General features: G+C 54.6%; 14 protein-coding genes and 1 riboswitch. Of the genes, 5 read left to right on the plus strand and 9 right to left on the minus strand.

The window, feature by feature from the left end:
- Positions 1-566 precede the first annotated feature (566 nt).
- Positions 567-1,907, plus strand: coding sequence for an anaerobic C4-dicarboxylate transporter (locus VGM55_RS00740; RefSeq protein ID WP_154189518.1), 1,341 nt, complete (start codon positions 567-569; stop codon positions 1,905-1,907).
- Positions 1,908-1,948: 41 nt separating this feature from the next.
- Here VGM55_RS00740 and VGM55_RS00745 read toward each other — a convergent pair whose 3' ends face one another.
- The 9 genes from VGM55_RS00745 to VGM55_RS00785 all read right to left on the minus strand — a co-directional run bounded on the left by VGM55_RS00745 (position 1,949) and on the right by VGM55_RS00785 (position 9,031).
- Positions 1,949-2,266: a PTS lactose/cellobiose transporter subunit IIA gene (locus tag VGM55_RS00745; protein WP_061278310.1), complete on the minus strand. Its 318-nt coding sequence runs from the start codon at positions 2,264-2,266 to the stop codon at positions 1,949-1,951.
- 3 nt (positions 2,267-2,269) lie between these two features.
- Positions 2,270-2,575, minus strand: coding sequence for a PTS sugar transporter subunit IIB (locus VGM55_RS00750; RefSeq protein ID WP_038476780.1), 306 nt, complete (start codon positions 2,573-2,575; stop codon positions 2,270-2,272).
- Positions 2,576-2,894: 319 nt separating this feature from the next.
- Entirely contained in the window at positions 2,895-4,028 is a 1,134-nt protein-coding gene (gene thiH, locus VGM55_RS00755; protein ID WP_331634275.1) for a 2-iminoacetate synthase ThiH, read from the minus strand.
- Positions 4,028-4,807, minus strand: a complete 780-nt coding sequence (gene thiG / locus VGM55_RS00760; protein WP_331634276.1) for a thiazole synthase — start codon at positions 4,805-4,807, stop codon at positions 4,028-4,030. Before thiG ends, thiH begins: the two co-directional genes overlap by 1 nt.
- Before the next feature lies 1 nt (position 4,808).
- Positions 4,809-5,009 carry a sulfur carrier protein ThiS gene (gene thiS, locus VGM55_RS00765; protein WP_154189515.1) on the minus strand — a complete coding sequence of 67 codons (201 nt, stop codon included), beginning with the start codon at positions 5,007-5,009 and terminating at the stop codon, positions 4,809-4,811.
- Entirely contained in the window at positions 4,993-5,748 is a 756-nt protein-coding gene (locus VGM55_RS00770; protein ID WP_331634277.1) for a HesA/MoeB/ThiF family protein, read from the minus strand. The genes thiS and VGM55_RS00770 overlap by 17 nt, the downstream gene beginning before the upstream one ends.
- Positions 5,741-6,376, minus strand: coding sequence for a thiamine phosphate synthase (thiE, locus tag VGM55_RS00775; protein WP_331634278.1), 636 nt, complete (start codon positions 6,374-6,376; stop codon positions 5,741-5,743). Before thiE ends, VGM55_RS00770 begins: the two co-directional genes overlap by 8 nt.
- Positions 6,376-8,277, minus strand: a complete 1,902-nt coding sequence (thiC, locus tag VGM55_RS00780; protein ID WP_331634279.1) for a phosphomethylpyrimidine synthase ThiC — start codon at positions 8,275-8,277, stop codon at positions 6,376-6,378. The genes thiE and thiC overlap by 1 nt, the downstream gene beginning before the upstream one ends.
- A gap of 89 nt (positions 8,278-8,366) precedes the next feature.
- A riboswitch (TPP riboswitch) is annotated at positions 8,367-8,477 on the minus strand.
- A gap of 50 nt (positions 8,478-8,527) precedes the next feature.
- Complete coding sequence (locus tag VGM55_RS00785) at positions 8,528-9,031, minus strand: Rsd/AlgQ family anti-sigma factor (protein WP_061278291.1); 504 nt, start codon at positions 9,029-9,031, stop codon at positions 8,528-8,530.
- A 98-nt stretch (positions 9,032-9,129) separates the two neighbouring features.
- Between VGM55_RS00785 and nudC the strand changes: the two genes are divergently transcribed.
- From nudC to VGM55_RS00805, 4 genes are read left to right on the plus strand one after another with little or no spacing between them, the layout of a single operon-like run.
- The gene (nudC, locus tag VGM55_RS00790) at positions 9,130-9,903 is read left to right on the plus strand and encodes an NAD(+) diphosphatase (protein ID WP_039289268.1); all 774 of its coding nucleotides are present in this window, start codon (positions 9,130-9,132) and stop codon (positions 9,901-9,903) included.
- 35 nt (positions 9,904-9,938) lie between these two features.
- The gene (gene hemE / locus VGM55_RS00795) at positions 9,939-11,006 is read left to right on the plus strand and encodes a uroporphyrinogen decarboxylase (protein ID WP_331634280.1); all 1,068 of its coding nucleotides are present in this window, start codon (positions 9,939-9,941) and stop codon (positions 11,004-11,006) included.
- Positions 11,007-11,020: 14 nt separating this feature from the next.
- Positions 11,021-11,692, plus strand: a complete 672-nt coding sequence (nfi, locus tag VGM55_RS00800) for a deoxyribonuclease V (RefSeq protein ID WP_331634281.1) — start codon at positions 11,021-11,023, stop codon at positions 11,690-11,692.
- Positions 11,693-11,735: 43 nt separating this feature from the next.
- Positions 11,736-12,326, plus strand: a complete 591-nt coding sequence (locus VGM55_RS00805) for a YjaG family protein (RefSeq protein ID WP_061278285.1) — start codon at positions 11,736-11,738, stop codon at positions 12,324-12,326.
- Positions 12,327-12,449 lie beyond the last annotated feature (123 nt).

Consider the following 12,449-nt stretch of genomic DNA (forward strand, 5'->3'; position numbering starts at 1 on the left):
CGGAAGAAATTCTGACATACTTGGCGAGCAGGCATAGAGGTGATCCCATTGAATTGGTTGCACAAATCAGTAGATCACAAAACTCTATGCCTGTCTTTTTTTACCCGCTCATTACTGGGGATTCCTCAGCGCTTCGGCGGGTTTTTTTATGCCTGACATCGGTAAAACAGCGCTTCTATTCTGCACCATGGCGATTTAATTATCTGGAAGTCATCGCCTTCAGCTCTGTTAACACGTGCGTATGACGTTTATCTCAATTTATTACTCATGCTATTAACACTTTATTCTTCATTGCTCATCAATTAATTAACCTCCGATTTCCAACATCCTTTTTTCTTTTTGTCCGTCGTTATTGATGAAGAAAAACTCCACATGTATCAAAAAATAAACAATCCAAAATCGATATAGTCAAAAACCTAACTAATTGATTGATAACTAATCATGTCACATTTCGGGTCATTAACGCCGAGGGGATCGCTTTGTCTAAAAGCGGACGGGCGGGAACGGCAATAAAGTCTCATATGCGGATCTTGGATCTTATTTAACGGATAGCTTCTGGGGGTTACATGGAATTTGCTCTACAACTGATTATTATTTTAATTTGTCTGTTCTACGGCGCAAAAAAAGGAGGTATTGCACTTGGGCTGCTAGGGGGAATTGGCCTGGTCATTCTGGTCTTTGTTTTTCATCTTAAACCCGGGAAACCGCCCATTGATGTGATGCTGGTTATTATTGCAGTAGTTGCGGCCTCTTCCACGCTGCAGGCTTCTGGTGGGTTAGACGTCATGCTGCAGATTGCCGAAAAATTGCTGAGGCGCAACCCCAAATATGTCTCTATCGTCGCTCCCTTTGTTACCTGTATTCTGACGATACTCTGTGGTACGGGGCACGTAGTCTACACAATCCTGCCAATTATTTATGATGTTGCCATCAAGAATAATATCCGCCCTGAGCGACCTATGGCGGCAAGTTCTATCGGTGCCCAAATGGGGATTATTGCCAGCCCGGTTTCCGTCGCGGTAGTGTCGCTGGTCGCCATGCTCGGCAATGTGACCTTCAACGGTAATCACCTGGAATTCCTCGATCTCCTTGCCATTACTATTCCGTCAACGCTATTGGGTATTATGGCCATCGGTATTTTCAGCTGGTTTCGCGGTAAGGATTTAGATAAAGACGAGACATTCCAGGCTTTTATCTCTATTCCGGAAAATCACCATTATGTTTATGGCGACACGGCGACTCTGCTGGATAAAAAATTGCCAATGGCTAACTGGATTGCAATGTGGATTTTCCTCGCATCGATTGCAGTTGTAGCCTTATTAGGCGCTTTTTCAGAGCTTCGACCGATGTTTGAGGGTAAGCCACTTTCGATGGTGTTGGTTATTCAGATGTTCATGCTGCTTTCGGGCGCGCTGATTATCATCATCACTAAAACGAATCCCGCCGCCATTTCCAGGAATGAGGTTTTTCGCTCCGGGATGATTGCGATTGTGGCGGTCTATGGTATCGCATGGATGGCGGAGACCATGTTTGGTGCACATATGTCGGAGATTAAAAGCGTACTAGGGGAGATGGTGAAAGAGTTCCCGTGGGCATATGCTATCGTTCTGCTGCTGGTTTCTAAGTTTGTCAATTCTCAGGCTGCGGCGCTGGCGGCGATAGTCCCCGTTGCTCTGGCGATCGGTGTCGACCCTGCGTATATCATTGCCTCTGCTCCGGCGTGTTACGGCTACTATATTCTGCCAACTTACCCAAGTGACCTCGCGGCTATTCAATTTGATCGGTCAGGCACCACGCACATCGGTCGTTTTGTAATAAACCATAGTTTTATTCTGCCTGGATTAATCGGCGTGAGTATTTCGTGTGTTTTTGGCTGGATACTTGCCGGGTTATACGGTTTTTTATAACAGACAACAGGCGCCCCGGAGGCGCCTGTCATTAAAAGCGACTATTTCACCAACGGCAGGCGGCGGTAAAGCTCAATCATATCGGTCGCCAGATCCTGAATAACCATCGCGTTCATCAGGTGATCCTGAGAGTGTACGGTAATCAGGTTGACCGGCAGCTTGCCGGAGCCTTCATCCAGGCCAATCAGCTGGGTCTGGATTTTATGGGCGTGTTTAACGAATTCGTGTGACTCTTCCATTGCCTTCTCGGCACCGTCAAAATCACCTTTGCGTGCCAGCTGCAAAGCAGTCAGGGCCTGGCTACGTGCGCTGCCGGCGTTGACCAGCAGTTCCATAATAATTGATTCTAAATCTTCCACATCTTACTCCATCATTTTCAGGGCTTTATCAAGCACCACGTCGCCTTTCATCAGGCCGTAATCCATCATGTCGATAACGACGACTTTTTTACCCAGAGGATCGGCAAGGGCCTGAAGTTTGGCCTGCTCGTATTTCACCTGCGGACCGAGCAGAACGATGTCGGCGCGTTCGATATTCTCTTTAAACTCTGCAACAGGCACAGCCTTGATTGAGACCTCGATGCCTTTCTTTTGTGCGGCGTCAACCATACGTTGCACCAGGATGCTGGTCGACATACCGGCAGCACAACACAACACGATATTTTTCATAGTTCGCTCTCAATGTCCGAAGGATACAGAGATATTTATCCGGCACAGGGGGCGGCAACAACCGCTTTAACCCGATTGTGTGTCAGGTATCACAAAAGAAACCACAGAAAACTGAAACCGGTTACATTTTTGCTTTTTCTCGAAGAATCAAGACGGCAGTTGTGAAGGCGGAACGGCATGAGGAAGCGTTTGCTGCCGCTCCGGTCAGATATCTGAACTGACCAGAGGACAGTATTTGGACGGCAGAGAAGCGACAACGACAGATTGCCGTTCTTTCGGTAAACACCGAAACTTATCCTTCCCCTTGCTGTGTGTTACATCAGGATTGCGCGTTCCTTCCCAGATAGCTATCCCAGTCCTTCCAGACCGGCTGTAAACCTGACTCGCGAAGCACGGCGGCAACCTCCTGCGGCGTTCTGCCATCGTGCGGCGCAAACTGTTCCAGTTCGGGGTGGTTATCGGCATAGCCGCCCGGCTGAGTTTTAGAAAACGCGCTGACGTTATTAATCGCCAGCGGGATCACGTGGTCGCGGAACCACGGTGATTCTCGGGTAGAAAGCGACAGTTCCACGTCCGGCGCAAGCAGGCGGAACGCACAAATCACCTGTACCAGCTGTTGTTCAGTCATGATTGAGGCTGGTTCTACGCCGCCAGTGCACGGGCGCAGGCGTGGGAAGGAGATGGAATAGCGGCTTTGCCAGTAGCGCTGTTGTAGCCAGAGTAGATGTTCAGCCACCATAAAACAATCGGTGCGCCAGCTGTCCGACAGCCCAATCAGCGCGCCCAGCCCAATCTTATCTATGCCCGCGCGCCCAAGCCTTTCGGGCGTTTCCAGCCGCCAGAAAAAGTCCTGTTTGTTGCCTTTCAGATGATGCTGGGCGTAGGTCGCAGGGTGATAGGTTTCCTGGTACACCATCACACCATCAAGCCCAAGGGTTTTGAGTTCGGCATACTCATGCTCGTCCAGCGGCTGGACTTCCATGTGCAGCGAACTAAAGCGGCTGCGGATAGCCGGCAGATGCTGGCGGAAATAATCCATGCCGACTTTGGTCTGGTGTTCGCCGGTCACCAGCAAAAGGTGTTCGAACCCCAGCGCCCGGATTTCCTCGCATTCACGCTCAATCTCCGCTTCATCCAGCGTTTTGCGTTTCAGCTTATTACTCATGGAAAAACCGCAATAGGTGCAGTCGTTGGCGCACAGGTTAGAGAGATAGAGCGGTACGTAAAAACTGACAGTGTTGCCGAAGCGCTGACGAGTAAGCTGCTGCGCCCGCTGGGCAAGAGGCTCGAGGTAGCGGCTGGCGGCAGGGGAAAGCAAAGCCATCAAGTCTTCTCGCGTCAGGCGAGGTGTGTTAATCGCGCGTTCGACATCTGCCGCCGTCTTAGCGTTAATGCTCAGAGTGATATCGTCCCAGTCCAGCTGCCGCCAGCGGTCGGTAAAGGTTTCTGCCATCAGGCATTCTCCTCGCTAAACTGCAGGAAACTGGTCAGCGGGCTGGAGGCCTGAGCCTGCTGGTGGCGAGAGCCTAACCCGGCCTGTGCCGCAAGGCTTCCGGCTTCCACGGCCAGACGAAACGCCTGAGCCATTTGCACCGGGTCACGGGCGACGGCTATTGCGGTATTCACCAGCACGGCAGAGGCACCCATTTCCAACGCTTCGGCCGCATGACTTGGCGCGCCGATCCCGGCATCTACTACCACCGGTACGCGGGATTGCTCAATGATGATTTCCAGCAGCGCGCGGGTTTGCAAACCTTGATTTGAGCCGATGGGCGCGCCGAGCGGCATCACGGCCGCGCAGCCGGCTTCTTCCAGGCGTTTGCACAGCACCGGATCGGCGCCGCAGTAGGGCAGCACCACGAATCCCTGCTTCACCAGGGCTTCAGCGGCTTTCAACGTTTCAATGGGATCCGGCAATAAATAGCGAGCGTCGGGATGGATCTCCAGCTTCACCCAGTTTGTTCCCAGCGCTTCGCGGGCAAGCTGTGCCGCAAAAATCGCTTCTTCTGCCGTTTTCGCCCCGGAAGTATTTGGCAGCAGATGCACTCCCGCCTGCTGCAGTGGCTGAAGAATGTCATCACGATGACCACGTAAATCCACGCGTTTCATGGCCATGGTGACAAGCTGTGAGCCAGAAGCGCGAATCGCGTCGATCATCACCTGGCTGGAAGAGAATTTCCCGGTGCCGGTGAACAGGCGAGAGGAAAAGGTTTTATCGGCAATCTGTAACATGTCAGCCCCCGGCAATCGCCTGAAACAGCAGAATAGTGTCGCCCTCGCGCAGCAGATAATTGCTCCACTGTTCGCGCGGGATGATGGTTTGGTTAACGGCCAGCGCCGCGCCAGCTTTGCCCTGCTCAAGCTGAGCCAGCAGGGCGGCAAGCGTTATGCCGGCAGTACACTCCAGAGGCTCATCGTTAAACTGAATACGCATCGTGACCTCCGCAGACCGGGCAGGTGGCTGATTTTTGCATCGCCAGCGTGCGCCAGCTGTGTTGTCGGGCGTCAAACAGGCGCAGAGAGCCGGTTGCAGGCATCATGCCGGTAAGTAATTTGATAGCCTCCAGCGCCTGAAGGGTGCCCATCACGCCCACGACCGGGCCGATGACGCCGGAGGTGCGGCAGTTGCGTTCAGGTTCACTCTCGTCAGGCCAGACGCAGCGGTAACAGCCATGTTCCCAGGGCGGGGTCAGTACCATCATCTGGCCGCCAAAACCGACGGCGCTGGCGGTGATAAGCGGCGTATTCCCGGCCACGCAAGCGGCGTTGACTGCCTGGCGAGTTGCCATATTGTCGCTGCAGTCCAGCACCACATCGGCCTCGCGCACGACTTTGGTCAGCGAGGTACCCGCCAGCCTTTCCGCCAGCGGAACAATTTTTACGCCTGGGTTCAGGCGCTGCAGATGCTGGTGGGCGACGGTAGATTTAGGGCGATCGATATCTTCAGAAGTGAACAAAATCTGTCGCTGGAGGTTGCTGATATGTACCTTGTCATCGTCCGCAACGATAAGCTTGCCTACGCCAGCGGCGGCGAGATACAGCGCGGCAGGTGAACCTAAGCCGCCCAGGCCGACGATCAGCGCCGTACTGGACAGCAGTTTTTCCTGCCCTTCAATCGCCACGTCTTCCAGCAACAGCTGGCGGCTATAGCGCATAAAATCCGCGTCATTCATCGCCGGTTCCTGCCAGTTCAAGTAATTGCCTGGTTGCCGCTCGCCAGTCGGGAGCCTGCGTAATGGCGCTGACGACGGCCACGCTGCCCACGCCGGTGGCTAAGACGGCTGGTACGCGATCGATACGTATCCCGCCGATGGCAACGGTGGAATAGTCGCCCAGAGTTTGAATGTGTTCCGCCAGCTTGTTCAGCCCCTGCGGGGAGGAAGGCATTTGCTTGGTTTGGGTGGGAAAGACATGGCCCAGCGCGATGTAGGACGGGTTCGCGCTTAAGGCACGATCCATTTCCATGTTGTCGTGGGTTGAAAGCCCCAGCCGAAGCCCGGCTTCACTTATTGCCGCCAGGTTGGCGACATCCATATCTTCCTGGCCGAGATGTACGCCGTAGGCACCGTGTTTGATGGCCAGTCGCCAATAGTCGTTAATGAACAGGCGGGCGTTATAGCGTTCGCCCAGCGCAATGGCTGCGATGACGTCAGCTTCAACGTCTTCATCGCGCTTGTCTTTAATACGGAGCTGGATGGTCTTGACGCCCGCCTCAAGGAGACGTTCGATCCATTCCACGCTGTCGACGACCGGATAAAGGCCAAGCCTACGTGAAGTTGCTGGAAAATTGAGTTTGGACATTATGCTTCCTCCTGTCTGAGATAAATTTCACCGCCCCGGGCACGGAAGTGCTGAGACATATCTTCCATGCCAGCGTTTATCGCCTGTTTGGCGGCGTAGTCCCGCACTTCCTGCGTGATTTTCATGGAGCAAAACTTTGGGCCGCACATAGAGCAGAAATGCGCGACTTTGCCGGATTCCTGCGGCAGGGTTTCATCGTGGTAAGCGCGAGCGGTGAAGGGATCGAGCGCCAGGTTGAACTGGTCCACCCAGCGGAATTCAAAGCGTGCTTTGGACATCGCGTTATCGCGGATTTGTGCGCCAGGATGACCTTTTGCCAGGTCAGCGGCGTGGGCGGCAATCTTGTAGGTAATCAGCCCCTGCTTAACGTCCTCTTTGTTCGGCAGGCCGAGATGCTCCTTCGGCGTCACGTAGCAGAGCATGGCGCAGCCAAACCAGCCGATCATGGCGGCGCCAATGCCGGAGGTGAAGTGGTCATAGCCCGGTGCGATATCGGTCGTTAGCGGGCCGAGGGTGTAGAAAGGTGCTTCGTGGCAATGCTCCAGCTCTTCGGTCATGTTGCGGCGAATCATCTGCATCGGTACATGCCCCGGGCCCTCAATCATCACCTGGACGTCGTATTCCCAGGCGATTTTGGTCAGCTCGCCCAGCGTATGCAGCTCGGCAAACTGTGCTTCGTCGTTGGCATCCTGAATGGAGCCCGGGCGTAAGCCATCGCCCAGGGAAAGCGATACGTCATAGGCGGCGCAGATTTCGCAGATTTCACGGAAGTGTTGATACAGGAAATTTTCCTGATGATGGGACAGGCACCACTTCGCCATAATCGAACCGCCGCGCGACACGATGCCGGTCAGGCGCTTCGCGGTCATCGGGACATAGCGAAGCAGCACGCCCGCGTGAATGGTGAAGTAATCCACGCCTTGCTCTGCCTGCTCCAGCAGCGTGTCGCGGAACATCTCCCAGCTCAGGTCTTCGGCGATACCGTTCGCCTTCTCCAGCGCCTGGTAGATTGGCACCGTGCCGATGGGCACCGGGCTGTTGCGCAGGATCCACTCCCGCGTTTCGTGAATGTAGCGGCCGGTTGAGAGGTCCATCACCGTGTCTGCCCCCCAGCGAGTGGCCCACACCAGCTTCTCTACTTCTTCTTCAATGGAGGAAGTGACCGCCGAGTTACCGATATTGGCATTGATCTTCACCAGGAAATTGCGGCCGATAATCATCGGCTCTGATTCAGGGTGGTTGATATTGGCGGGAATAATCGCTCGCCCGGCGGCGACTTCATCACGGACAAACTCCGGCGTGATGTTTTCCGGCAGGCGGGCCCCAAACCCTTCGCCGGGATGCTGGTGGCGCAGAACGGCATCACGAATACGCTCGCGCCCCATATTTTCGCGAATGGCGATGAATTCCATCTCTGGGGTGACAAGGCCTTTGCGGGCGTAATGCAACTGAGTGACGCATTGTCCGGCTATTGCCCGGCGAGGTTTCGACAGTGTTTCAAAGCGCAATTCGTCCAGGCCGTCGTCGGCAAGGCGTGCTTTTGTGTAAGCGGAGCTGCGGTCATTCAGCGTTTCGCTGTCACGCCGGTCGGCAATCCAGGCGCTGCGCAGGGGATATAGCCCGTTTAACACGTTTATGGTGATGTCGGGATCGCCATAGGGGCCGGAAGTATCGTAGACGGGAACCGCGCCGTTCGGCTGATATTGCGGGGCATCTTTGCTCCCGCCGGTGAGCGTCGGGCTGAGCTGGATTTCGCGCATTGGGACGCGGATATCTTCGCGTGACCCGGTCAGATAGATGCGCTGAGAGTTGGGGAAGGCGGTGCCTTCAAGCGTATTGATAAAGTGTTGGGCGGCAGCTCGCTGTTCGCGGCGGCCTGGTTTTTTTTCAGATGCAGACATAGCTCATTCCAGGTTTAATCAGGATATGGCTTGTCAGGACAACGGAAGGAGTAATGGATATGGGCCGCCCGAGAACGGGTGCACCCAAAGACAGAATTACTCTTGTTCCCTTCGCAGGTTCTAACCTGATCAGGTTCCGCGGATCCCGAATTAACGGTCTCAGCCGGTGCATAACGCACTCGGCACTCCGACAAGAATGATCCCACCTTGCGGTGGGAAAGTTGTAAATTACTCGTTAATAGCTAACAACTCAAGCTGGACTTGCCAGCCCGGCAGCATCGCTGGCGCTGCCGTCAAGGTTGTTATCAATAGCCAGGAGGACTAGCTTATCCTCAAGGGTGAAGCGAGCCTCAAGGCACTCGCCAATCTCCGACAGCGCCTGCTGAAACTCGACCCAGCTGTCGCGGCCGATGGCGTTTTCCAGATGGGAGTCGTAGAGGTCCATGATTTGCTGGGTATTAGCTTCCAGTTGAGGGTAGAGCTGGGCTGCACTTAGCAGCGGGCTGCTGCCTTCCAGGTTGCTGATTATGCGCTCGTAAATACTAAAATGACCGGACGAGAGGTAATCCACCAGGCCGTGGCAAAAATTGTCTAACGCTTTTTCGTCGAGCGCGGTGTGTGATTCCTTGTTAGGCTTGATCCCGACCATGTTGTAATAGGCAACCAACAGGTGTTTACGGGCCTGAAGCCACTGGTCGACTAACTCATTACTACCACCAACGCGCTCAGTCAGATTGGCTAACTGGTTCAGCATGATTGAGACTCCGTGAGTTAAAAGATTGAACGCAAACTAACCCAAAAAAGTAAAAACTAATTGTTTATATCAGTGAACACGGGGATGTGCACCAGGTTATGGAACGTGTTATTCAAAACTTAGATCATGGTTGGTGGATAGTCAGCCATGAGCAAAAAATATGGTTGCCACAGGGTGACTTACCTCACGGCAGCGCGGAAGAATTTCAGCTCGTAGGCACCCGCGCCCTGGATATCGGTGAGTGGGAAGGCGAACCCGTCTGGCTGATTCGTGAAAACCGCCGCTCTGACATGGGCTCGCTGCGCCAGCTCCTGGATCGAGATGTGGGCCTGTTCCAGCTGGCTGGGCGAGGCGTTCAACTGGCTGAGTTTTACCGCTCGCATAAGTATTGCGGCTACTGCGGCCATGAAATGCACTTCAGCAAAAGCGAATGGGCGATGCTCTGCGGGCACTGCCGCGAGCGCTACTACCCGCAAATCGCCCCCTGCATTATCGTTGCTATCCGTAAGGACGATCATATCCTGCTGGCTCAGCATACGCGCCACCGCAACGGCGTTTACACCGTGCTGGCAGGATTTGTCGAGGTGGGTGAAACACTGGAGCAGGCTGTGGCTCGCGAAGTCATGGAAGAGAGCAGCATCCAGGTGAAAAACCTGCGCTACGTGACTTCCCAGCCCTGGCCTTTCCCGCAGTCGCTGATGACCGCATTTATGGCGGATTACCATAGCGGCGAAATCAAAATAGACCCCAAAGAGCTGCTGGATGCCGGCTGGTATCGCTATGACCAACTGCCGCTATTGCCGCCGCCGGGCACCGTGGCGCGTCGCTTAATTGAAGATACCGTCGCCCTGTGTCGCGCGGACTATGAATGATAGACTGCGGCGATACAGCTAAAGGAAAGGTAAAAATGACTGAACTGAAGAACGATCGTTACCTGCGCGCCCTGCAGCGCTTGCCGGTAGATATCACTCCTGTGTGGATGATGCGCCAGGCCGGGCGCTATTTGCCGGAATATAAGGCAACGCGCGCTCAGGCAGGCGATTTTATGTCGCTGTGCAAGAACGCCGAGCTGGCCTGCGAAGTCACCCTGCAGCCGCTGCGCCGCTATGCGCTGGACGCGGCGATCCTCTTCTCGGACATTCTGACCATTCCGGACGCAATGGGGCTTGGGCTGTACTTTGAAGCCGGCGAAGGTCCTCGCTTTAGCTCCCCAATTAAAAGCCTGGCCGATGTTCAAAAACTGCCGATTCCCGATCCGGAAGGCGAACTGGCTTACGTGATGAACGCGGTGCGGACCATTCGCCGTGAGCTGAAAGGCGAAGTGCCGCTGATTGGCTTCTCCGGCAGCCCGTGGACGCTGGCCACCTATATGGTGGAAGGCGGCAGCAGCAAAGCCTTTACCGTGATTAAGAAAATGATGTTTGCCGAGCCGAAGGCGCTGCATTTGCTGCTGGATAAGCTGGCACAGAGCGTGACGCTCTACCTGAACGCGCAAATTCGTGCGGGCGCGCAGTCGGTAATGATCTTTGACACCTGGGGCGGTGTGCTGAGCGGGCGTGATTACAAAGAGTTCTCGCTCTATTACATGCACAAAATTGTCGATGGTTTGCTACGTGAAAACGATGGCCGTCGTGTGCCGGTGACGTTGTTTACCAAAGGCGGCGGGCAGTGGCTTGAAGCCATGGCGGAAACCGGCTGCGACGCGCTGGGCCTGGACTGGACAACGGACATCGCTGACGCTCGCCGTCGCGTAGGTCACAAGGTTGCACTGCAGGGCAATATGGACCCTTCCATGCTTTACGCTCAGCCTGCACGTATCGAAGAAGAAGTTGCCACTATTCTTGCCGGTTTCGGCCAGGGAGAAGGGCACGTCTTTAACCTGGGCCACGGTATTCATCAGGATGTTCCGCCGGAGCATGCTGGCGTCTTTGTGGAAGCTGTTCACCGCTTGTCAGCGCAGTACCACCGTTCTTAACGGAGGAAAGAGAGATGGATCTTGCGACATTACGAGAGCAGCAGTTAGATCTGGCCGCAAAGGTGATCCGCGAGGATCGCTTTGAGCAGGATCCACCGCGTTTGATCGCCGGAGCCGATGTCGGCTTTGAACAGGGTGGGGATGTCACCCGCGCGGCTATCGTTTTGTTGAGTTACCCGTCTCTCGAGCTGGTCGAGTACCAGGTGGCGAGGATCGCCACCACCATGCCTTATATCCCCGGCTTTTTATCCTTCCGCGAATATCCTGCGCTGCTTGAGGCGTGGGGCATGCTGTCACAAAAACCAGATTTGGTATTTGTGGACGGGCACGGCATCTCGCATCCCCGTCGTTTAGGCGTAGCCAGCCATTTTGGACTGCTGGTGGACGTGCCAACTATCGGCGTAGCGAAAAAGCGGCTGTGTGGGAAGTTTGAACCGCTGGGCGATGAGCCGGGCGCTCTGGCGCCGTTGATGGATAAAGGCGAGCAGTTGGCCTGGGTCTGGCGCAGTAAAAAACGCTGCAATCCCCTGTTTGTTTCTACCGGGCACCGCGTAAGCCTCGACGGTGCGTTAACGTGGGTTGAGCGCTGCATGGCTGGTTATCGTCTGCCTGAGCCGACCCGCTGGGCAGATGCCGTTGCCTCCGGGCGCCCGGCTTTTAAGCGCCTGCAAGCAATTGGCAGGTGATTCAGGTAAACTGCCGCTAATTTTCCGTCTTTGAGACACCGTCATGTTACAGAACCCAATTCATTTACGCCTGGAGAAGCTGGAAAGCTGGCAGCACGTCACCTTTATGGCCTCTTTATGCGAGCGTATGTACCCGAACTACGCCATGTTTTGTCAGCAAACCGGCTTTGGTGATGCCCAGCTTTATCGCAAGATCCTCGACCTGGTTTGGGAAACCCAAACGGTGAAAGACGCCAAAGTGAACTTTGATAGTCAGTTAGAGAAACTTGAAGAGGCAATTCCTGCGGCTGACGACTATGATATTTACGGTGTCTATCCGGCGATTGACGCGTGCGTGGCGTTGAGTGAGCTTATTCACTCGCGTCTCTCGGGTGAAACGCTGGAGCACGCAATCGAAGTCAGTAAATGTTCAATCACTTCGGTGGCGATGCTGGAAATGACTCAGGCCGGTCGTGAAATGACCGACGAGGAGTTGAGAGCAAACCCGGCGGTAGAAGAAGAATGGGACATTCAGTGGGAGATTTTCCGGCTGCTGGCGGACTGCGAAGAACGCGATATTGAGCTCATTAAAGGGCTTCGTGCTGACCTCCGTGAGGCCGGCATCAGTAATATCGGTATAAATTTGCAGCAGTAAGACAGTAAAACGTGACATACAGTCTGATTTGTCCTCCCTGGAGGCTTCCAATTAACCCCCCGTCTGGTCTACATTTGTGGGGCGAATAAAAGTGGCTATCGGTGCGTGTATGCAGGAGAGTGC

The organism is Cedecea sp. (assembly GCF_036500665.1).
In the GTDB taxonomy this organism is placed as follows: domain Bacteria; phylum Pseudomonadota; class Gammaproteobacteria; order Enterobacterales; family Enterobacteriaceae; genus Cedecea.